This is a genomic window from Streptomyces sp. NPDC046805 (assembly GCF_040645355.1).
Lineage (GTDB): Bacteria > Actinomycetota > Actinomycetes > Streptomycetales > Streptomycetaceae > Streptomyces.
In genome coordinates, this window is record NZ_JBEYYC010000016.1 from 135,722 (window position 1) to 156,949 (window position 21,228).

Genomic DNA, 21,228 nt, shown 5'->3' on the forward strand with positions numbered 1-21,228 from the left:
CCCCACCCGTGACTTCGCTTCGGTTACCGGAGACCGTACAGCGCAACCACGCGGGGACGGCCCACCACTGGTCGGGACGGTCCACCACCGAGGCGCTCGGTCGACTCCGGCAGCCACGGACCCTCGTCCTCGCGCACCTGCTTCAGCGCCCACGACCAGGCGGCCTCGCCCAGTTCCCGATACACGTCGCTCGCAGCCACCCGGCTACGCTGCAACCGGCCGCTTTCCGCGGGGACTTGACCCGTCCGGCCACAGCCGCGGGGGCCGCTTCGCCGCGAGGTCCTCGACCCAGCCGAAGGCGAGGATCGCCAGGGCGATCAGGGGCCACACCACGACGAACATCCACAGCGTGTCCGTGGAGTCGAGCACCGCGACGGCCCGGTCGCTCTGCATGAACGGCAGGTCGTACGCCCGGTCGACCACCCACACCGCCGCCATGATCAGGAGGTTGTGCCACAGGTAGATCGTCACCGCGCGGTTGTTGGACAGCGTCACCAGCCGGTCCCAGCGCGCCAGCCGGCCCGGCAGTTCCCGCCAGGACGGGGAGTACTGCAGGAGGATCACCACGCACCCGAAGGACCACGTCGCCTGGGCCAGCGGGATGTCGTTCAGGTCCCAGCCCTCGGCACCCAGGTGGCCCGACGCCCACCACAGGCCGAAGGCCATCACCAGCGCCGACAACGAGACCGCCAGATAGCGGGGCACCCGGGTGATCATGCCCTCGTGGTGGGCGAAGCCCAGGACCCAGCAGCCGCCGTACACCGCGAAGTCGGTCACCGCGTTGCCCGTCTCGCCGGGGATGGACACCAGTCCCGTCCCCACGATCGCCGTCAGGCCCAGCGGGGCCAGCAGCGTCGGCCACGGCGCCCGGCGGAACGCCCACAGGAGCAGGGGGGACGCCATCACGAACCACAGGTAGGCCCGGAGGTACCACAGCGGGCCCGCCGCCTGTTCGGCCCACGAGGACTCCAGCAGGCCCGACTCCGAGCCGATGTGCCAGGGGAACGGTGGCGCGCCGATCGGAACGACGTAGTCGATCAGGTCGACGACGCCCCACACACCGCCGTTGTCCGGGTCCTTCACCGGGTTCCAGCCGCCGGCGAACAGCATCGCCAGGACCACCGCGCTGAACGCCCACAGCGGCGGCAGGAGTCGGCGGATCCGCCCCCGGATCACGCTCGGCGCCGGACGCTTCAGCGACCGCGCCATCAGCGAGCCCGCCAGCGCGAACATCACACCCATGGACGGGAACAGCACGCTCAGCCAGGCCCAGCCGAAGAGGTGGTAGACGACCACACGGAAGAGGGCTATGGAGCGGAGGAGGTCCAGGTAGCGGTCCCGGCCCGGGGGCTTCCCCGGGGAACCCGACGGCTTCTTTCCGGCACTGGAAACGGTGGGCACGGTCATGCCACGGGACTCCGATCACTGCTGCCGCGCACCTGCCCGCGCGGTAGGGGGCCGCCCGGCGCGTCGACGACACCCGTGCGCCGCAGCTTCTGCCAGCGCAGGCGGCCGCCGGTGAGTGCCGTGATCCAGGACTGGAGCAGCACGACGTACATGAGCTGGCGGTAGAGGATCTGCTGCAGGGGCAGCGAGACGAGGTGGGTCGCGCGCTCCCGGTCCAGGCGGAAGGCGTACGCCGCGCACACGGCCTGGACCGCCAGGACGCCCAGCCACGCCACGATCGTCTTCTGAGTCGGGCCGAACACGACGCCGTACAGCAGGAACACGTCGATCAGCGGCGCGAGCAGCGGCGCCACCACCATGAACAGGGAGACCAGAGGGAGGCCGATCCTGCCGAAGCGGCCCGAGGGGCCTGAGTCCACCAGGGCGCGCCGGTGCTTCCAGATCGCCTGCATCGTGCCGTACGACCAGCGGTAGCGCTGGGACCAGAGCTGCTGGACCGACTCGGGGGCCTCCGTCCAGGCGCGCGCCTTCTCGGCATAGACGACGCGCCAGCCGTCCCGGTGGAGGGCCATCGTGATGTCCGTGTCCTCGGCCAGCGTGTCGTCGCTCATGCCGCCCACCCGTTCCAGGGCCGAGCGGCGGAAGGCGCCGACCGCACCCGGGATCGTCGGCATGCAGCGCATGATGTCGTACATACGGCGGTCGAGGTTGAAGCCCATCACGTACTCGATGTGCTGCCAGGCGCCGATCAGGGAATCCCGGTTGCCCACCTTGGCGTTGCCGGCCACCGCGCCGACCCGCGGGTCGCCGAAGGGCTGCACCAGTTCGCGGACCGTGGCCGGTTCGAAGACCGTGTCGCCGTCCATCATCACGATCAGGTCGTGACGGGCGTTCGCCAGGCCGCGGTTGAGCGCCGCCGGCTTGCCCGCGTTGAGCTGGCGTACGACGCGGACGTCCGGCAGGTCCATCGCCTCCACGATCCGCGCGGTGCCGTCCGTCGAGCCGTCGTCGATGACGACGATCTCGACGGGGTGCTCGCCCGCCATGAGGGAACGGACCGTGTTCTCGATGCACTTCGCCTCGTTGTACGCCGGCACCAGCACCGACACCGGTTCGGTGACCGGCGGCCCCCAGCAAAAGTCCGGGCGGCGCACCCGGCGGGCGTGGATGCCCGACAGCAGGAGCATCAGGACGAAGCGGGAGATGACCAGGGCGCCGATCACCGCGAGGCCCACCACCATCACGCCGGTGATGTCGTCCGAGGCCTGCACCAGGAAGATCCACGCCCGGCCCGTCCACAGGTCGGCGCCGGTGACGGGGGTGTGCGCGCTGGGGGCGTCCAGGGCCTCGGTGACATTGACGAACCGGTAGCCCTGCTTCTGCAGCAGGGGCACGAACCTGTCCAGGGCCTGCACCGTCTGGTGGCGGTCGCCGCCGGAGTCGTGCATCAGGACGATGGCGCCCTTGCCGCCGTGCGGGGTGGCCCGGCGGATGATCTCGTCGACGCCGGGCTTCTGCCAGTCCTCGCTGTCGGTGTTGTTGACGACGGTGATGTAGCCGCGGGTGCCGATGTACTCGGTCACCGGCCAGGACTTGTCGTCCATCGCGTCGGCGAAGGAGGAGTACGGAGGGCGGAAGAGCGACGTACGGATGCCTGCCGCGCCCGTGATCGCGAGCTGGTTCTGGGACAGCTCCCGGTCGATGCGGCTCCTGGACTGGTAGGAGAGATCGGGGTGGTTGAAGGTGTGCAGGCCGACCTCGTGGCCCTCGGCCACCATGCGCCGGACCAGCTCCGGATAGCGGGACGTCATGGTGCCGGTGACGAAGAAGACCGCGTGCGCGTGGTGCTTCTTCAGCACGTCCAGGACCTTCGGCGTCCAGGTCGGGTCCGGGCCGTCGTCGAAGGTGAGGACCAGACGGTGGTCGGGCACGCGCAGGCTGGTCGCATGGCCGCCGCGGGTGTCGATGACCGGGCCGCCGTCGAGGATCTTCTCCGGAACCCGGTCGGTGGCGGCCTCGGGCCGGATGCGGTGGTCGGCGAGGATCTCGCTGTGGACGTAGCCGCGCAGCATCAGCATCGCCATCAGGGCGACGAGGACCAGCACGGGCAGCAGCAGGCGCAGGGGCAGGCGGCTGGAACGGGGCAGGGGCCGGGAGCCAGCACGGGCTCCTGACGTGGCCCCGGTGCGGCGGGGGCGGGGTGCCATCAGAGGATGTGCTCCGGGGACTGGTCGGTCGAGGACGGCGCCGTGGTGCGCGTGCCTATGCCGGTGCCTGTGGCCGGTTCCGCTCCGACGGGCTTCGGAGCGGACGCGCCGTCGGCCACCGGGCTGTTGCCGCCGCCCGCACCGCCGCCGGCCGGGGGCCCCGAGGGGCTGCCGGAGTTCGGGGGCGGGCCGCTCGGGTCGATCGACGTCGGAGGCGTCGGCTCCACGGAGGCCGGCGGCTTCGCGGACGAGCCACTGCTCGCGCCGGTTTTGGACGTGGGCTTCACCTTCGTCGGCGCCGGCACGGGGTGGGCCGCGGCGGAGGTGCCCGACGCACCTGGGCGACCGGGCGCACCGGGTGCCGAGGCACTGGCGCCCGGCGACGGCGTCGTACCGTCGCTCGGAGTCGGGCCGGTCCCGGGCGGCGCGCCGCCGCCATCGATCGGTCGGGCGGAGTCGGCGGGCAGCGGGGAGATGTCGACCTGACTGGCCGGCTGGTCGTCGTTCTGGCCCGGCACGGGCAGCCAGGGCGCGTCGGAGCTGCCGGACAGCAGCGTGACGACGATGACGACGGCGTAGGCCGCACAGGCCAGACCGACGAGCATGCCGAGCCGACGGAACGTCCGGCTGCGCCGCCCCGACTCGTCCACGAACACCGGCCCGTCGGAGCCTGGCCGCCCGCCCCGGCCCGGGATCCCGTCGGCCGCCCGCAGGCGCGCGCCGCCCCCGAGCCGGACGGCGTCGAGCTGGACGGTCACCTCGTGCGGGTCGTGGGTCGGATCCACCGGATCTGCCGTGGTCCCGCCGGTGGTTCCGCCCGTGAAGGGATCGCCCCAGGGGTCGCGCAGGGGGTGGCGGGCCTTGGGCGGCACCGGGATGCGGCGCAGGATCACGGTTTCCGCCACCGCGGTGTCCGAGAGCGGCGCGGTCTCCGCCGTATCGGTCCTGGCCGTATCTGCCGCCACCGTCTTGATCTTTGAGGTATCGGCCGCCGCCGTATCGGTCTTCGATGTCCCGGTCTTCGGACGGCCGCGGTCTTCCGCTATTTCTCTGTCGAACTCGCGGTCGAACCACCCGCCGCCGACCGGTCCGCCGCCCACGGCGTGCACCGCTCCGGTCTGCGGAAAGGTCTGGGTCTCTCTGCCCGACACCGGCAGGTCCCGGGTCGCTGATGCGACGTCCGGCCATTCCGGTTGGGCGTCTTCTCGCCACTTGCTCACGTGCGCACATCCCCCCGAGGGACAGTTCTGGGTGCGCCTACGACCCCGAGCACCCGTCGACCGAACCAGGCCCCCCACCTGGCCCACGCGCCCCTCTACCACACCGTGCTCAGGCGAAGAATGTAGCGCACGAGCGGGTTCCGTGTTCACGACGTGTCAGTTATGGGGATACATAACCTCTTGATCAGCGGCCGGAATCCATCCCTCGGCGGGCCGTCGGAGCCAGCCCTCGGCCGCGGCGATGTCGGCCGCCGCCCGCCGTAGCGCGTCAATTCCGGGATGGGCCAGCCCTTTTCGCCACACGAGTGACACGGGCGAGAGGGGGACGGGGTCGACGAGGGGGCGCACCACCGTGCGCGGCATGGCCGGAAAGTCCACCACGGCGAGGATCGGGTTCCGCGTCTTCGCCATGATCCGCTCGAACTCCTCGTTCCCGACGGCGAGCGGAAGAGGCGAGGCGATGCGTATGTCCCGCCCCTCGAAGAGACGTTGGGCTAGATCGGTCCACTCTGCGGTGCGCGGATTCCCGGCGCCCGCGTACAGGCTCTCCCCGGCCAGCGCGGCCAGCGGCACCGCCTCCCACGAGGCCAGCGGATGGTCGTCCGGCAGCACGACCGCCATCGGCTCGTACCGCACCGGCTGCTGCTCGAGCCCGGCGCGCAGGGCCGGATCCAGGCCGGCGAACCGCCCGAAGGACGCGTCGATGCGTCCCGCGAGCAGCTCGGCCGCCGCTCCCGTCAGCCCGCTCTCGTAGCGGGCCATCAGCTCACCGTCGGGGGCGAGTTCGCGGGCCCGGTGGAGCACGCGGCGGCCCGTGCCCAGGCCCGGCGAGTTGAGGTCCACCAGCAGGGGCCGCGCCTGCCCGACGGCGGCGAGCAGGTCGTCCTGGGCGGCCAGGACCCGGCGGGCGTACGGCAACAGGCGCGCGCCGTCGGCGGTCAGGGCGACCTGCCGGGTGGTCCGTACGAACAGCTCGGCGCCCAACTCCCGCTCCAGCCGCCGTACATCGCGGCTGAGGGCCTGCTGGGCGACGTACAGGCGCGCCGCGGCCCGGGTGAAGTGCAGTTCCTCGGCGACGGTGACGTAGGCGCGGAGCAGGCGGGGGTCTATCGACACGGGAGCGGGCATGGCGGCGAACTTACAACGCGGGTGCGTGAATCGGCGCGGAACAGGTGTTGGACGCCGTGATCCCCTCCGGGCGAGCGTGGAACCATGCCCCAACAGGTTCTGAAAGACCGCCCGATACAGGCCATGGGTCGTCAACCCAGCGGCTATCGACGGCTCTTCGCCGTCCCCGGCGCCCTCGCCTTCACCGTCGGCAATCTCCTCGCACGGCTGCCCATGGGCCTGTTCGGGGTGAGCGCGGTCGTGATGATCGCCGGGTCCCGGGGCTCGTACGCCCTCGCCGGCGCCGTCACCGCCACGGGGCTCGCCGCGACCGGGATGGCCGGACCCTGGGTCGCGCGGCTCGTCGACCGGTACGGGCAGGCCCGGGTGGCCGTACCGGCCACGCTCGCCGCGGTGCTGGGCAACCTGGCGTTGCTGCTGTGCGTCCGTTACGGCGCCCCGGACTGGACCCTGTTCGCCGCGTACGCCGCCACCGCGGCCACGCCCAACATCGGCGGGCTGTCGCGCGCCCGCTGGGCCCATCTACTGCGCGACGACCCCGCGGGCCTGCACACGGCCACCTCCTTCGAGCAGGCCGCCGACGAGCTGTGCTTCATGCTCGGCCCGGTGCTGGCATCCTTCCTGACCGGCACGTTCTTCCCGGAGGCGGGCACGCTCGTGGGCGCCGCGCTGCTGCTGGGCGGGATGCTGCTGTTCACCGCCCAGCGGGCGACCGAGCCACCGCCCCGGGCCCGCTCGAAGGCGCCGTCGCCGCTGCGCAGCCCGGGCATCCCGCCGCTCCTGGCCTGCTTCGCGGCCACCGGCGTGGTGTTCGGCTCGCTGGAGGTCGTCACGATCGCATACGCCGACGCGCAGGGGCACCGCGCGGCGGCGGGGGTCGTGCTGGCCCTCCAGGCGGCGGGCTCCTGCGCGGCGGGGCTGCTGTACGGGGTGCGGAAGCCGGCCGGTCCGGCGGTACGGGTGCTGCCCCGGTGCCTGCTGGCGATGGCCGTGCTGATGACGTTGCCGTGGCTGGCGGCCGGCACCACCGGTTCACTCACGGTCCTGGCGGGCGCGCTGCTGGTGGCGGGCATGGCCACCGCGCCGACGATGGTGACGGCGATGACCCTGGTGCAGGACCGCACCCCGGCCGATCGTCTCAACGAGGGCATGAGCCTGGTGGTGACGGCCCTGCTCACCGGCATCGCCTGCGGCTCGGCGGCCGGGGGCTGGGCGGCGGACCGCCTCTCCACCGCCACGGCCTATGCCGTCCCGGCCGCCGCGGCCTCCGTGGCGCTGCTGATCAACGGGATCAACCGGGCCGTAACAGAGCGTACCGGGCCGTGACAGCGCAAAGGCCCCGCCGCTCGTAGCGACGGGGCCTTTGCCCACATGGGGTACGGAAGGCTCGGGAGCCTTCCGATCGTGGAGATGGCGGGAATCGAACCCGCGTCCACCGGTGCAGAATCAGGGCTTCTCCGTGTGCAGTTCGCTTCGATTTTCTCGGCCCCGGAGATCACGCGAACAAGTCTCCGACGGGCTCAGTCACTGTTTGGTTTCCCTCTTCACCCCGTGACCGGGATCAAGGTTTAGTTCCCTAGCTGATGCCAGGATCCGGGTCGGGAACAGCCCCGGGCTGACACTTCGCAAGTCGCTACTTAGGCAGCGAGGGCGAAGGAATCGCGCTTGGTGTTGGCGATTATTTTTTGCGACATATGGTTTACGAGATCATTGCCGCTTCCTCGACACGCTTCCCCTGCTTCGACAGCCGCTGTCGAAACCGATCATCCCCATGTTGATTTTTCAATGACCTCCGCGAAGGAGGCGCGCACCCTCCATGGAGTGCGCTGCCATCGTACGTGACCAACGCACGACAGTGCCAGCGTATTCCCGGCGGTCCGGCTAGGCGCCCCGCTGCTTGCGCTTCGCGGCCGCGATCGCACGGTCCGATTCGCGCCGGTCCTGCTTCTCGCGCAGGGTCTGCCGCTTGTCGTACTCCTTCTTGCCCCGGGCGAGCGCGATCTCGGCCTTCGCGCGGCCGTCCTTGAAGTACAGGGCGAGGGGCACGATCGTGTGACCCGTCTCCTGTGACTTCGCCTCCAGCTTGTCGATCTCCTCGCGGTGCAGGAGCAGCTTGCGCTTGCGGCGCACGGAGTGGTTGGTCCAGGTGCCCTGGCTGTACTCGGGGATGTGGGCGTTGTGCAGCCACGCCTCGTTCCCGTCGATCTGGACGAAGCCGTCGGCCAGCGAGGCTCGTCCCTGGCGCAGCGACTTCACCTCGGTGCCGGTCAGGACGATTCCGGCCTCGTAGGTGTCGATGATCGCGTAGTCGTGCCGCGCCTTCTTGTTCTGGGCGACGAGCTTGCGCTTGCCGTCCTTGGCCTTGGCGGAGGCCGCCCCGCCCTGCTTGGGCTGGGACTCCTTCGGTACGTACATTCCCTTGCTCATAGTGCTGGCCATTTTCGCACCATGAGGGGGTCCGGGGGAAAGCCGATTACGAGAGCGGAGCCCGCAAAGTGCCGTGTGGGCCGGACGGCGCTCACGCCCGGTCACTGCGTGTCGTCGCCGAGGCCGCTCAGTACCGTTTCGGCCCGCTGCAACGGCTGCCGGTCCGCCTCGAGGTCCGGGGTGATGCCCCGGCCGTCGACGGCGTGGCCGGAGGGGGTGCGGTAGTGGCCGACGGTGAGCTCGGCGACGGAGCCGTCGGGCAGCCGGGTCGGCATCTGGATGGAGCCCTTGCCGAAGGTGCGGGAGCCGACGACGACCGCGCGGCCGCGGTCCTGGAGGGCGCCGGTGAGCATCTCGGCGGCGCTCATCGTGCCGCCGTCGACGAGCGCGACCAGGGGCCTGCCGGTGTCGCCGTCCGTGTCGGCGTGCAGGGAGCGCTGCCGGCCGTCGACGTCGTAGGTGGCGACCAGCCCGCCGTCGAGGAAGGCGGAGGCGGTGGTGACGGCCTCGTCGACCAGGCCGCCGGAGTTGCCGCGCAGGTCGAGGATGATCCCGGAGTCGGCCGGGGCCTGCCGTACGGCGGTGCGGACGGCGTCGCCGGTGTCCTTGGTGAAGGACGCGATCTTGATGACGGTGCCGCCGCTGCCGGGCAGCTTGTGGACGGTCACGGAGTCGGTGGAGAGGCGGGCCCTGCGCAGCGTCTCGCTCCACGCGCGCGTGCCGCGCCGCAGGCCGAGGGTGACGGCGGTGCCGGCGCGGGCATCCGTGGCGTCACCGCGCAATAAGGAGACCACCTCGGTGACCGGGCGGCCGTCGACCTCGGTGCCGTCGACGCTGCTGAGCCGGTCGCCGGCGCGGATCCCGGCGGCGGCCGCGGGCGACCCGGACTGCACCTTGGCCACCTCGATCCGCCCGTCGCGCTCGCGCCGGGCCCAGAGGCCGACGCCGGTGTACTCGCCGTCGAGGGCCTCCTTCAACTCCTCATATTCCCCGCGGGAGTAGACGGCGCCCCAGCGGTCACCGCTGCGGCTGACGGCGCGCTCGGCGGCCTCCATGGGGGACTTGCCCGCGGCCATGGCCGCAGCGGCGGCCTTCTCCACGTCCTCGTGGTTCGCGTGCCCCGGCCGGCCTTGGCGGGCCGGCGCCTTGGGCGTCGCTCCGGCCGCGACCTCACTGCTCGTGCGACCGGCGCGGCCGGCGCGGCCGTGGTCCGTGAAGAAGCCGATCGCGCCGCCCGCGACCAGCACGCTGGTGCAGACCCATGTCAGCGCCGCCCCGCGGCAGATGCGGCGGGGCTGCGAAAACGCGTCAAGGCCTGACATGCCGGTGAGTCTAGGACAAGGCGAAGGGCCGTACGGGCAGTTGCCCGTACGGCCCTTTTGGGATGCGTCACACCTTCAGGTACTTGCGCAGCGCGAAGAACGCGGCCATCGCGGGCATCAGCACACTCGCGGCAAGAATCAGCGGGAGCTTGGCCAACACGGCGTCCCAGCCGACGAAGTTGATGAGGTTGAGCTTGCTCGACAGGGCCATGCCGTGGTCGATCGTGAAGTACCGGCCGACGACCAGGAAGACGCAGGCGAGACCACCGCCGATCAGACCGGCGACCGCGGCCTCCATGATGAACGGCGCCTGGATGTAGAAGCCGGAGGCACCGACCAGCCGCATGATCCCGGTCTCACGCCGACGGCTGAACGCTGATACGCGCACGGTGTTGACGATCAGCAGCAGCGCGACGACCAGCATGAGCGCCATGACGCCGAGCGCGGCCCGGTTCATCAGGTTCAGCAGCCCGAAGAGGTTGTCCAGGATGCCCTTCTGGTCCTGCACCGACTGCACACCGTCACGCCCGTCGAAGGCGGTCGCGATGACCTGGTACTTCTCCGGGTCCTTCAGCTTGATCCGGTACGACTCCTGCATCTGGTCCGGGGTGAGCGAACTGGCCAGCGGGGAATCGCCGAACTGCTCCTTGTAGTGCTTGTAGGCCTGGTCCTGGGACTCGTAGTTGACCTTCTCCACGACCGACATCTTGTGGAGGTCGGAGAGGATCTGCTTCTTCTGGTCCTCGGTGACCGCGCCCTTGGCGCAGTTGGGGTCGGACTCGGCGTCACTCTTGTTGCAGAGGAAGACCGAGACGTTGACCTTGTCGTACCAGTAGCCCTTCATGGTGCTCACCTGGTCGCTCATCAGCAGCGAACCGCCGAAGAGGGCCAGGGACAGGGCGACGGAGACGATGACGGCGAAGGTCATCGTCAGATTGCGGCGGAGACCGACACCGATCTCGGACAGAACGAACTGGGCGCGCATGGCGTCTGGTTAAGCCTTTCCGTGGATCCTGGTGCGTCAGTGCTGGTAGCCGTAGACGCCGCGCACCTGGTCGCGTACGAGGCGGCCCTTCTCCAGCTCGATGACGCGCTTGCGCATCTGGTCCACGATGTTCTGGTCGTGGGTCGCCATCACCACGGTCGTACCGGTCCTGTTGATCCGGTCGAGCAGCTTCATGATGCCGACGGAGGTCTGCGGGTCGAGGTTGCCGGTGGGCTCGTCGCAGATGAGCAGCTTGGGCCGGTTGACGAAGGCGCGCGCGATGGCGACGCGCTGCTGCTCACCACCGGAGAGCTCGCCGGGCATCCGGTCGTCCTTGCCGCCGAGCCCGACGAGGTCGAGCACCTGCGGCACGGACTTGCGGATCTCGCCGCGCGACTTGCCGATGACCTCCTGCGCGAAGGCCACGTTCTCGCCGACGGTCTTGTTGGGCAGGAGGCGGAAGTCCTGGAACACCGTCCCCAACTGGCGGCGGATCTGCGGCACCTTCCAGTTGGAGACGCGAGCGAGGTCCTTGCCCAGAACGTGCACCTGTCCGTGGCTGCACCGCTCCTCGCGGAGAATCAGCCGCAGGAAGGTGGACTTTCCGGAGCCGGAAGACCCCACGAGGAAGACGAATTCGCCCTTCTCCACCTCTAGGGAAACATCCCTGAGGGCGGGGCGGGTCTGCTTGGGGTAGACCTTGGAGACGTTGTCGAATCGGATCACGGATGCACCACGGGTCGCCGGGGGTAGATGAGCGTGACCATACGCGAACTGGATGTGCGGGCGCAGGCACCGGTCGGGGTTGCGTGAGGGTTGTGCGTATTTGTGCCGGGGACCCTTCACATTTGCGCAGGGAGGACTTCTGTGCGATGAGGACCTTCACGGGCGGCCGCGCTCTTTTCGGGGGAACCTGGCACAGTGGAGGGGGAACGTTGTGGTTCCCGTAAGCGTTGTACGGGGTGGCGGGTCATGGACGGCGCAAGGAGGGCGAGCGCATGACGTACGACCGGTTGGTGTGCGCGAACTGCGCGGCGCCTGTGAACGAGGGCCGATGCCACGTGTGCCGGGCACATCGCGAACGGCTCCAGCAGGAGAGCTTCTTCGCGGGACTGAACCCGATGGCGCTGATCGTGCTGCTGGCGGTGCTGATCGCCGCGGTGGCACTGCTGGCGCACCAGACCGTCTGAGACGGCCGAGGCGGGAACAAGGCGGGTAAGAACAAGACAGGTAAGACGACCGAAGGGCCCGGAGCTGGATGCTCCGGGCCCTTCGCCGTACGGTGCGCGCACGCACCGTACGTGGGTGACTTCTGTCGGCTGCCGTCAGGCGGCCGCGCCGCCCCGGCCGCCCGCGAGGCGCGGCAGGACACGGAAGGCGACGCCACCGGCGATCATGGTGGCGGCGCCGACGATCAGGAACGCGGTCTGGCCGGCACCGGTCTCGGCGAGCTGCTGACCACTGCCCTGCGGCTGGACCTGGGTGGCCGTACCGGTACCCGTGCCCGTGGTGTTCGAGCCGGTGTCGGTGAGGGCCGAGGAGCCCTCGTCCTGGGTCGAGGCGCCGGAGCCGCCGTCGGGGTTGGTGTTGTTGCCACCGGCGTTGCCCTGACCCTGGCCGTGACCGCCGCCGTTGCCGTTGCCCTGGCCGCCGCCCTGGGTCGGGTTCTCGGTGGGCTGCGTCGGGTCCTCGGTGGGCTCGGTGGGGTTGTCCGTGGGGTCCGTCGGGAGCGTCGGATCCGTCGGGAGCGTGGGGTCCGTCGGGAGCGTCGGGTCCGTCGGGTCCGTCGGCGGCGTCGGGTCACCGGCGCACAGGAGGCCGAGGATGCAGTTGTCCGCCTCGGCGGCGGAGGCGGCGCCGGTGGCGGCCATCGAGGCACCGGCCGCGATCACGGTACCGGCGGCAATCCGCGCGATCCGGATCCGCGTCTTCTTGGTCATATGGTTGCTACCCCCAGTAGCTGTTGTCATAGAGCGACGCATGGGGTCGGCAGTGATCGACGGAGGCAGCTGACGAAGTAAGTCCGAGTCCCCCGGTTCACATGCGCCCCAGAAATACGCATGCCACGCTGCACCCTTCCCATTTTTCAAAGCAACGTCAAGGCCGTTGCGTACGCGATGTCCGCTTGGGGGTTGTTTGCGGACAGTCGAAGGGTGTGAGTGTGACGTAAAACCCGGACATCGAGGCCGAGAACAGTCCCGGAAACGGCAACTGCCGCCCTGAAGGCGGCAGTTACCGGATGATTGTCAGGTCGACAAAGTCACTTCTCTTGCTGCTTGCGCCAGCGAATTCCGGCCTCGAGGAAACCGTCGATCTCACCGTTGAACACGGACTCGGGGTTGCCGACCTCGTGCTCCGTGCGCAGGTCCTTCACCATCTGATACGGGTGCAGCACGTAGGAACGCATCTGGTTGCCCCACGAGCTGCCGCCGTCGCCCTTGAGGGCGTCCATCTTGGCCCGCTCCTCCTGGCGCTGCCGCTCCAGCAGCTTGGCCTGCAGAACGTTCATGGCCGTGGCCTTGTTCTGGATCTGGGAGCGCTCGTTCTGGCAGGAGACCACGATGCCGGTGGGGATGTGGGTCAGTCGCACCGCGGAGTCGGTGGTGTTGACGCCCTGACCGCCGGGGCCCGAGGACCGGTACACGTCGACCCGGAGCTCGGACTCGTCGATCTCGATGTGGTCGGTCTGCTCCACGACGGGCAGGATCTCGACGCCGGCGAACGAGGTCTGGCGGCGGCCCTGGTTGTCGAAGGGCGAGATGCGCACCAGGCGGTGGGTGCCCTGCTCCACCGAGAGGGTGCCGTACGCGTACGGGGACTGGACGGCGAAGGTGGTGGACTTGATGCCCGCCTCCTCCGCGTACGAGGTCTCGTAGAGCTCCGTCTTGTAGCCGTGGCGCTCCGCCCAGCGCAGGTACATGCGCTGGAGCTTCTCGGCGAAGTCGGAGGCGTCGACGCCGCCGGCCTCGGCACGGATGGTGACGACCGCCTCACGGGAGTCGTACTCACCGGAGAGGAGGGTGCGGACCTCCATCTCGTCCAGCGCCTTCTTCACGACGGCCAGCTCGGACTCGGCCTCGGCACGGGTGTCCGGGTCGTCCTCCTCCTCGGCCATCTCGAAGAGCACGGCGAGATCGTCGATCCGGCCGCGCAGCGCCTCCGCCTTCCTGACCTCGGCCTGGAGGTGGGAGAGCTTGCTGGTGATCTTCTGCGCCTCGTCCGGGTTGTCCCACAGGGACGGCGCGGCCGCCTGCTCCTCGAGCACGGCGATGTCTGCCCTCAGCTTGTCGAGGTCCAGAACGGCCTCGATCGACTCCATGGTCGAGGAGAGGGACTTGAGCTCTTCGGATACATCGAGGACTGCCACGCCATCAAGCGTAACGGCTGTGGCAACCGACCTCGGCCCTGCCCGACCACTACGCCTCCGCTCGCCTCGGGAGGCAGGTGTGACGAGTGGGGCTCGTCGGGCCGGAGTGGCGTTGCTTTCGGAGCGGGACGGCTCAGGGCGTGGCCGAGCTGTGGGTGTCCCGGGGTGTCGCTCCCGCGTCGTCTCCCGTCGTCGCCAGCCAGGCGCCGATGCCCACGGCCGCCGCCAGCACCACGCCCACGGCGCCCAGGGCCAGTCTGCGCCGGCGGGCGGCGACCCGGTGCCGGGCCGAGCCGGGGCGGCGTGCCCCCGACGCCCGGGGCACGCGCGCCGTACCGCGTGCGCCGCCCGCCAGCTCGTCGGGCGCCGGTACCCGCATCGACGTATGCGTGTCCCGGTTGGAGTCCGGCTTCGCGCCGGGGACCAGCGACACCGCTCCCCGGCGCCGTACCGACTCCTCGGAGCCGCCCGTCCCGCCGGGAGCGCCGGAGCCGCCGGTCCCGGTCGCGGTCGCCGGGTCCTCCGGTGCCGTCTCCGCCGCCTCCGTTCCCGGCTCGTCCACGTCCAGCGGCGGCATCCCGGCCAGCATCGGCAGCTGCTCCCGCAGCCGCGCCGTCAGCTCGGACGCCCGCAGCCGCGACGCCGGCGCCTTGGCCAGGCACTGCACGAGCAGCTGCCACAGCTCCTCCGGGATTCCCGGCAGGGGCACGACCGACTCGGTCACATGCCGTCGCAATACGGCTCCGGGGTGGCCGCCGCCGAAGGGCGTGAAGCCGGCCAGCAGCTCGTACAGCACCGTCGCGAGGGCGTAGATGTCGACCGACGCCCGCGGCGGGAGGCCCTCCACGATCTCCGGTGCCAGATAGTCCGGCGTTCCGATGATCTTCGTGGCGCGGGTCCGCTTCGGGGTGTCGATCAGCTTCGCGACCCCGAAGTCCGTCAGCAGGGCGGGGTGCGCTCCGCCCGGGCCCAGCGGGCCCTGCATGTCGAGCAGGACGTTCTCCGGCTTGACGTCCCGGTGCACCACCCCGGCCGCGTGCGCCGCCGCCAGCCCGTCCGCGACGTCGGCCACGACGGCCACCGCCGCCTCGGGCGCCATGCGCCGCTCCCGCTCCAGGCGGGTACGCAGGTCCGTACCGCGCACCAGGTCCATGACCAGCGCCAGGTCGTTGCCGTCGACCACCATGTCCCGTACCGAGACCACGTTGGGGTGCTCCAGCCCGAGCAGCGCCGTGCGCTCCTGCACGAAGCGCCCGACGAGTTCCTGGTCGGACGCGAGGTCCTCGCGCAGGAGCTTGATGGCGACGGGCCCGTCCGGTCCCTCACCCAGCCACACCGTGCCGGCGCTGCCCCGCCCAAGGATCTGGTTCGCGGTGTACCGGCTGCCGATCTTCCGTGCCAAGACTGCTCCTACAGACGCGTGTTGCCGATAAAACTACGCGCCCGAGGAGCCAACCTTCACCGCGGAGCCGGAAATCACCCGTCAGGTGTCGACAAGTCCCCAAACCAGCGCAGCAGTTGCCGCGAACCAGCGACGCAGTTGCCGCCGGTCGCGAACTGCCGATCACGCGTTGCCGGTTGCCGGTATCAGTTACCGGACACGCTGCCCGAACTGCCGCCGGACCCGTTGCTCAGGTCCCCGATCCAGCCGCTCACCGTGGTGAACCAGTCGCTGAGCTGCTGCCAGTACCCCTTGCCGGTGCCGATCCACTCCTGCAGCGGGGTCAGGTCCCAGATCAGCCAGCCCGCGACGAACAGGATGACGATCGTGAACAGGCATCCCTTCAGGCAGCCGAGCCCGGGGATCTTCATCGGGTTGGCGCTGCGCTGCCGCGGCTGACGCGGCTCGGGCGCCGGGCGCGGAGGCCGCGCCGGGGCATGCCGCTGCGGCTGCCGCGGGGCGTACTGCTGCGGCCGGCCGTAACCGGGCGGCGGCTGCTGCGGCCGGGCCACCTGCCGCTGGGGGCGGCGGCGCAGCGGATCCTCGTCGGGATCGATGTACTGGATCTGCGTCTGCTCGTTGCGGTCGCGGGCCGCGCTCAGCTGGCTCTGCCAGGGGTGCGGCTGGTCGGGCCCCGGCGGCACGGGCGGCATCGCGGCGGTCGGATCGGCCGCGCCCGTCTGTCCGCCGTCGCCACCGGGGTAGCCGGTGTGCGGCAGCACGCTGGTCACCCCGTTCGGGTCGTACGCCCCGGCGGCCGCACTCGTCGGCAGGACCTGCGTCGCGTCGCCGGCATCGGGCGCGCCCGGTACGGCGGTCGGCGCCGGGTCCGGGGCCAGCAGGGCTCCGACGCCCTCGGCGGCGGCGATCTGCGCGGCGTTCGCGTGCACGCCGACGCCCTCCGCGACCACGCGCAGGGAGCGCGCGAGGTTCTCGGCGCTGGGGCGCTCCCCGGGGTCCTTGCGCAGGCAGCGCTCGATGACCGTCCACAGCGGGTCGGGCACGGTGGACGGGCGGCGCGGCTCGGCGTTGAGGTGCTGCTGCAGGACCTCCATCGAGGAGCCGCCGGAGAACGGCGGACGGCCGGTGACCAGCTCGTACAGCAGGATGCCGGCGCCGTAGACGTCGACGGCGGAGGTCTGCGGGCGGCCCTCGGCGGACTCGGGCGCGACGTACGCGGGCGTGCCGACGAACTCCTGCGTGCGCGTGAGGCCCGGGGAATCGGCGAGGCGCGCGATGCCGAAGTCGGTCAGCAGCGGGTGCAGCTGCCCGTCGTACTGCTGGAGCAGGACGTTGGCGGGCTTCAGGTCGCGGTGGACGACGCCGTCGGCGTGGCTGGCCGCGAGCGCGTCGGCGATCTGGGCCGTGAGCAGAGCCGCGGCGACCGGCGAGAAGGGGCCGTTCTCGCGCAGGTAGCGGTGCAGGTCGGGACCCTCGACCAGGTCCATGACCAGCGCCAGCAGATCGCCCTCGACCACCAGGTCGCGGACCCGGACGATGTTGGGGTGGGTCAGGCGGAGCAGGACGGACCGCTCTCTGAGGAACCGCATCACGACATCCGCGTCGTTCGCGAGCTCCTCCTTGAGGACCTTGATCGCGACGGTCTCGCCGGGCTGGCCCGGCACGGCCGCCTCGGCGCCCGCGGTCTCCCTCTGGCGGGCTCGCCAGACGGTGCCCGTGGCGCCGCGTCCGAGCGGCTCCTCGAGCAGGTACTTGCTGCCTACCGGCCGCACGTCATGCGCTCCCTGCTGCTTGCTGGTGATCGGATTGCTGGGGTCGGACCCACTGCCCTGCGGGTGTTCCGACCCACTGTAGTGCCGCCGCGCGCGGTGACGGCCTGGCGTCTTTTCGAGGCTCCCGCACAACCGGTACGTACGCCTCCCCGTACATGTTCGAAGGAAAGACGCTCACCTCGGTCCGTTGGTTGCCGGACCCGGAGGTGACCGATCTCAAGACCGGTCTCAAGCGGTCATCCGGGTGTCACTGGTCAGGCATTTTTACGGGCAGAGCCGACCAATCAAGATCGCTTACGGGTGGGCGGCGGGCGTGTTGTCGGTGGCAAGTGCGAGGATGCCCTCGTACTGGCCGACGTGTTCGTACGGCGGTGGGGGAAGTCCGCGGTGGGGGGGCCGCGGGACGGCTTCGTCCCGTCCGCCGGCGCCCGCGCAGAAGGGACCGCAGACGGCGATGCAGATCCGGCTGACCGTCGTAGACCCGCTGGGCCCGCCCCCGCAGCAGGGCCGCACCGCGAGCCGCGACGTGCTGGTCACGGCGCCCGCCGGCACGGCCCTGTCCGTGGTGGCCTCGTCCCTCGCCTCGGCGGTACTGGGCGATGGCGCCGTGGGCCGGGAGGCCGGAGGTGCGCCGGTCGTGCTGTACGTCGACGCCGAGCGGCTGGACCCCCAGCGCAGCACCCTCGGCGAGCCCCCGCTGACCGACGGCGCGGTGCTGTCCCTGGGCGCGCCCGCCGCGCCGGAACCGCATCCCGAGCTGGACGACGCCCCGACCCAGCTGCACGTGGTCGGGGGCCCGGACGCGGGCGGTGTCCATCTGCTGCACGGCGGCCAGGTCACCATCGGCCGCTCCGCCGACGCCGACGTGCCCCTCGACGACCCCGACGTCTCCCGCCTCCACTGCGCCGTGACGGTCGCCGCCGACGGCCGCGTCTCGGTCGCCGACCTCGACTCCACCAACGGCACGGTCCTGGACGGCACGCGCGTGGGAGGCCACCCCGTCCGCTTCTCTCCGGGCGCGCTGCTGCGCATCGGCGAATCCGCCCTGAGGCTTACTCCGTCCGGAGGTCCGGGGGCACGGGTGACGACGACTCCCGACGGGGAGGGATGCGTGCGCGTGGCCCTGGGCGGCCGGGACGCGGACCACGCGCGCGTGGGGCACAGCGGCACCGGCACCGGCCTCGGAGGACAGAGCGGGGAGCACGGGGACGCGGAGCGCAAGGACGCCGACGCTTCCGCCACTGCCTCCGCTCCCGCCGGACCCGCGCACCATGCGTACGGCACGGCGGGCTGGGACACCTCAGGGGGCGGCCCCGGGGCCCAGGAGCACGGCCCGGCGGAGCCGCCCGTGGCGCCGGGGCAGGCCGTCGTACCAGGCCAGGGCGGCGCACCGCCGATCGAGAGCCGGGGCGGCGGGCAGGGCGCAACCGGCCCGGGGTCCGCAGCAGGCGCACCGGGTGTGAATCTCGGCACCCCGCCGACCCACGCCACGACACCGAACGGCCCCGTCTCCGGCGGCTACGGCATCTCCGGCATGCGCGCGCGTGACGACCACCACGGGCTCGAGGACCACCGCGGGCAGCACGACAACCGTGGCCAGGACGACGGCTTCGACACCCGCGGCCGCAAAGGCACCCCGGTCCGTGGCACCGACATCCCCCAGGGCGTGCGCAGGCGCGGCGGGCTCGGGGCGTGGGCGCGGCGGCTGACCGGCGGATGGGGGGACCAGCCGACGGGCGGGACTCGGGCGTACGCCGAGGAGGGCGAGACCGGTGCCGCCCTGCCCGTCCTCCCTCTGCAGCCGGAGGCCTGGCCGGACCCCGCCGCCCTGCTGCTGACGGCGCTAGGGCCGGGCCCCCGGCTGTGGGAGCGCGGGCCGCAGCACGCGGAGACGCTCACGGTCCGGCTGGGTACGGCGGACCGGGCGATGCCGGACGGCTCGGGCCGGCTGCCCGCCGTACCGGTCACCGCCGATCTGCGCGAGGCCGGGGCGCTGGGCCTGGCCGGGCCGCGCGCGCGGCTGTCCGGGCTGGCCCGCGCGGTGCTGGCCCAGCTCGCCGCGCTGCACTCCCCCGACTCGCTGGAGATCGTCCTGATCAGCGCGGACCGCTCCCGCACCCTGGAGGAGCGCACCGCCGAATGGTCCTGGCTCGGCTGGCTCCCGCATCTGCGCCCGGGGCACGGCCAGGACTGCCGCCTCCTCCTCGCCTACGACCGCGAACAGGCCGCGGCCCGCGCCGAGGAGCTCCTCCGCAGGCTGGAGGACCAGGCGGCAACGGAGACCCGTGCGGCAGAGGGCACGCACGCGTCGCGCGCAAGCGCAGACGCGGGCACGGGCACGGGCACGACGGTCGGCTTCGGCGGCCCGTACACGGTCGTCGTCGTGGACGGTGATCCGGGCGGCTCCGGGCTGCACGAGGCCCTGACGCGGCTGGCCCTCGACGGGCCGCGGGCCGGGATCCACGTCGTGTGCCTCGCCGAGACGGCCCCGGCCTCGCCCGCCTCACCGGTGACGCAGACGTACGAGGCGGCATGCGCGGCCGTGCCGACGTTCCGCGCGTGCGGGGCCGTCGCGCTGCTCGGCGGTGACGTGGCCACGGCGCTGCATCTGCTGCGCGTGGCCCGACCGGACGCCCCCACGGGCACCACCGCTCCCGCCTCCACCGACCCCCTGGCCTCCGCGTGCCCCGTCGGCCCCGGCACCGTCGCCGCCGTGGACGCCGTCTCGCTCGCGTGGGCCGAGCGGTTCGCGCGGGCGCTGGCGCCGCTGCGCCCGGACAGCGCCGTCGGCGCGCAGCCGCACGCGCGCGTGTCCGCGCCGTTGCCCCAGGCCGCGCGCCTGCTGGACGAGTTGGGGCTCGCCCGGGCCACCCCGGCATCGCTGATGGCGCGCTGGGCGGACGCGGCCGACGACACCGAGTCGCTCGGCGGTCGGGCCTGGGCCGTGCTCGGCGCCGGGCCGCGCGGTCCACTCGATGCCGACCTCGTGGCCGAGGGGCCGCACCTGTTGATCGAGGGGCCGCCCGGCAGCGGCCGTACGGAACTGCTGCGCGCCGTCGTCGCCTCGCTCGCCGCGGCCGAGCGCCCCGACCGGCTGGGCGTCGTCCTCATAGACGGCCGGGACGGCGTCGGCACGGGCGCGGGGCATGCCGAGGGCCTCTACGCCTGCACGGACATACCGCATGTCACCACGTATCTCACCGCCAACGACCCCGTCCGCATGCGGGAGTTCGCGCAGTCCCTGAGCGCCGAGCTGAAGCGGCGGGCGGAGCTGCTGGGGCGGACCGGCTTCGCCGAGTGGCACGCGGGGCGCGAGGTGTCGGGCCGGTTCGTCGCGCAGCGCACGGCGACCGGGCGCCCCACCGTGTCCGGCACCGGCGATCTCGAATCACCGCCCAGCTCGACGCTGCGCCTGCGGCCCGCAGCGAGCGCCCGTCAGCAGGCCGAGGCGGCACCGCCGCTGCCCCGGCTCGTGGTCGTCGTCGACGATCTGGACGCGCTGGTGTCCCCCGCGCTGGGCTCGCCGGGGCGGCCCGCGGCGGGCTCCGTGATGCGGGCGCTGGAGGCGGTGGCCAAGGAGGGCGAGCGGCTCGGCGTCCACCTGGTGACGGCGGCCGGGCTCGGGGGCCGTACGGCGGAGACGGAACTCGCCCAGCGGTCCGCCCTTCGCGTCGCGCTGGACGCCCCGTCCTCCGGACCGGAGGAGCCGGCGCCGGGGCGCGGGCGCCTGACCTCGGCGGACGGACAGGTCACCGCGTTCCAGGGGGGCCGCGTCACGGGCCGTATCCCGCGCACGGCCACCCTGCGGCCGACGGTCGTCCCCCTGGACTGGCACCGCATGGGCGACCCCCCGACCCGTCGTCCGGTGCGCGAACTGGGCAACGGGCCGACCGACCTGGCCCTGCTGGCCAGTGCGGTGGAGCGAGCCGCGCGGGAGGTCGCGGCCACGCACATACCCTCGCTCCTGTAACGGGCGAGGGCCCGCCCCCGC

General features: G+C 71.9%; 16 protein-coding genes and 1 other RNA gene. 3 read left to right on the forward strand and 14 right to left on the reverse strand.

The annotated features are described in order from the left end of the window. Positions 1-23: 23 nt before the first annotated feature. From ABZ910_RS19305 to ABZ910_RS19325, 5 genes are all read right to left on the reverse strand, one after another. Complete coding sequence (locus ABZ910_RS19305) at positions 24-200, reverse strand: hypothetical protein (RefSeq protein ID WP_361366193.1); 177 nt, start codon at positions 198-200, stop codon at positions 24-26. A 4-nt stretch (positions 201-204) separates the two neighbouring features. After that, positions 205-1,407 (reverse strand): acyltransferase, encoded by a 1,203-nt coding sequence (locus tag ABZ910_RS19310; RefSeq protein WP_361366196.1) that lies wholly within the window; start codon positions 1,405-1,407, stop codon positions 205-207. Then, a complete protein-coding gene (locus ABZ910_RS19315) occupies positions 1,404-3,614 on the reverse strand; it encodes a glycosyltransferase (protein ID WP_361366199.1) in 2,211 nt (736 codons plus the stop codon). The genes ABZ910_RS19310 and ABZ910_RS19315 overlap by 4 nt, the downstream gene beginning before the upstream one ends. Beyond that, a complete protein-coding gene (locus ABZ910_RS19320; RefSeq protein WP_361366202.1) occupies positions 3,614-4,765 on the reverse strand; it encodes a hypothetical protein in 1,152 nt (383 codons plus the stop codon). Before ABZ910_RS19320 ends, ABZ910_RS19315 begins: the two co-directional genes overlap by 1 nt. Positions 4,766-4,990: 225 nt before the next feature. Beyond that, positions 4,991-5,962 (reverse strand): LysR family transcriptional regulator, encoded by a 972-nt coding sequence (locus tag ABZ910_RS19325; RefSeq protein ID WP_361366205.1) that lies wholly within the window; start codon positions 5,960-5,962, stop codon positions 4,991-4,993. A 123-nt stretch (positions 5,963-6,085) separates the two neighbouring features. Here ABZ910_RS19325 and ABZ910_RS19330 point away from each other — a divergent pair, with 123 nt between their 5' ends. Next, positions 6,086-7,288, forward strand: a complete 1,203-nt coding sequence (locus ABZ910_RS19330) for an MFS transporter (protein ID WP_361366208.1) — start codon at positions 6,086-6,088, stop codon at positions 7,286-7,288. Between the two features lie 76 nt (positions 7,289-7,364). Here the strand turns inward: ABZ910_RS19330 and ssrA are convergent. The 5 genes from ssrA to ftsE all read right to left on the reverse strand — a co-directional run bounded on the left by ssrA (position 7,365) and on the right by ftsE (position 11,422). Further along, positions 7,365-7,733, reverse strand: a transfer-messenger RNA (tmRNA) gene (gene ssrA, locus ABZ910_RS19335). Between the two features lie 110 nt (positions 7,734-7,843). Next, positions 7,844-8,377: an SsrA-binding protein SmpB gene (gene smpB / locus ABZ910_RS19340; RefSeq protein WP_361366309.1), complete on the reverse strand. Its 534-nt coding sequence runs from the start codon at positions 8,375-8,377 to the stop codon at positions 7,844-7,846. A 113-nt stretch (positions 8,378-8,490) separates the two neighbouring features. After that, positions 8,491-9,711 (reverse strand): S41 family peptidase, encoded by a 1,221-nt coding sequence (locus ABZ910_RS19345; protein ID WP_361366211.1) that lies wholly within the window; start codon positions 9,709-9,711, stop codon positions 8,491-8,493. Between the two features lie 67 nt (positions 9,712-9,778). Further along, on the reverse strand, positions 9,779-10,696 hold the full coding sequence (gene ftsX / locus ABZ910_RS19350) for a permease-like cell division protein FtsX (RefSeq protein WP_361366214.1): 918 nt from the start codon (positions 10,694-10,696) through the stop codon (positions 9,779-9,781). Positions 10,697-10,732: 36 nt separating this feature from the next. After that, complete coding sequence (gene ftsE, locus ABZ910_RS19355) at positions 10,733-11,422, reverse strand: cell division ATP-binding protein FtsE (protein WP_361366217.1); 690 nt, start codon at positions 11,420-11,422, stop codon at positions 10,733-10,735. Positions 11,423-11,694: 272 nt separating this feature from the next. On the opposite strand from ftsE, the gene ABZ910_RS19360 reads away from it, so the two are divergent. After that, positions 11,695-11,886, forward strand: a complete 192-nt coding sequence (locus ABZ910_RS19360; protein WP_361366219.1) for a hypothetical protein — start codon at positions 11,695-11,697, stop codon at positions 11,884-11,886. A gap of 135 nt (positions 11,887-12,021) precedes the next feature. On the opposite strand, the gene ABZ910_RS19365 is transcribed toward ABZ910_RS19360, so the two are convergent. The 4 genes from ABZ910_RS19365 to ABZ910_RS19380 form a co-directional block, all read right to left on the reverse strand. Continuing rightward, positions 12,022-12,636: a hypothetical protein gene (locus ABZ910_RS19365; protein WP_361366222.1), complete on the reverse strand. Its 615-nt coding sequence runs from the start codon at positions 12,634-12,636 to the stop codon at positions 12,022-12,024. A 320-nt stretch (positions 12,637-12,956) separates the two neighbouring features. Further along, positions 12,957-14,063: a peptide chain release factor 2 gene (gene prfB, locus ABZ910_RS19370; RefSeq protein ID WP_361366225.1), complete on the reverse strand. Its 1,107-nt coding sequence runs from the start codon at positions 14,061-14,063 to the stop codon at positions 12,957-12,959. A 133-nt stretch (positions 14,064-14,196) separates the two neighbouring features. Then, the gene (locus ABZ910_RS19375) at positions 14,197-15,465 is read right to left on the reverse strand and encodes a serine/threonine-protein kinase (protein WP_361366228.1); all 1,269 of its coding nucleotides are present in this window, start codon (positions 15,463-15,465) and stop codon (positions 14,197-14,199) included. A gap of 185 nt (positions 15,466-15,650) precedes the next feature. Continuing rightward, complete coding sequence (locus ABZ910_RS19380; protein WP_361366231.1) at positions 15,651-17,237, reverse strand: serine/threonine-protein kinase; 1,587 nt, start codon at positions 17,235-17,237, stop codon at positions 15,651-15,653. A 454-nt stretch (positions 17,238-17,691) separates the two neighbouring features. Here ABZ910_RS19380 and ABZ910_RS19385 point away from each other — a divergent pair, with 454 nt between their 5' ends. After that, positions 17,692-21,207, forward strand: a complete 3,516-nt coding sequence (locus ABZ910_RS19385; RefSeq protein ID WP_361366234.1) for an FHA domain-containing protein — start codon at positions 17,692-17,694, stop codon at positions 21,205-21,207. Positions 21,208-21,228 lie beyond the last annotated feature (21 nt).

What these genes read in the sequence shown, in the direction of transcription:
- ABZ910_RS19310 (WP_361366196.1), bottom strand. Translation starts at nt 1,407, where the DNA reads ATGACCGTGCCCACCGTTTCCAGTGCCGGAAAGAAGCCGTCGGGTTCC.
- ABZ910_RS19315 (WP_361366199.1), bottom strand. Translation starts at nt 3,614, where the DNA reads ATGGCACCCCGCCCCCGCCGCACCGGGGCCACGTCAGGAGCCCGTGCT.
- ABZ910_RS19325 (WP_361366205.1), bottom strand. Translation starts at nt 5,962, where the DNA reads ATGCCCGCTCCCGTGTCGATAGACCCCCGCCTGCTCCGCGCCTACGTC.
- ABZ910_RS19330 (WP_361366208.1), top strand. Translation starts at nt 6,086, where the DNA reads ATGGGTCGTCAACCCAGCGGCTATCGACGGCTCTTCGCCGTCCCCGGC.
- smpB (WP_361366309.1), bottom strand. Translation starts at nt 8,377, where the DNA reads ATGTACGTACCGAAGGAGTCCCAGCCCAAGCAGGGCGGGGCGGCCTCC.
- ABZ910_RS19345 (WP_361366211.1), bottom strand. Translation starts at nt 9,711, where the DNA reads ATGTCAGGCCTTGACGCGTTTTCGCAGCCCCGCCGCATCTGCCGCGGG.
- ftsX (WP_361366214.1), bottom strand. Translation starts at nt 10,696, where the DNA reads ATGCGCGCCCAGTTCGTTCTGTCCGAGATCGGTGTCGGTCTCCGCCGC.
- ABZ910_RS19360 (WP_361366219.1), top strand. Translation starts at nt 11,695, where the DNA reads ATGACGTACGACCGGTTGGTGTGCGCGAACTGCGCGGCGCCTGTGAAC.
- ABZ910_RS19365 (WP_361366222.1), bottom strand. Translation starts at nt 12,636, where the DNA reads ATGACCAAGAAGACGCGGATCCGGATCGCGCGGATTGCCGCCGGTACC.
- ABZ910_RS19385 (WP_361366234.1), top strand. Translation starts at nt 17,692, where the DNA reads ATGCAGATCCGGCTGACCGTCGTAGACCCGCTGGGCCCGCCCCCGCAG.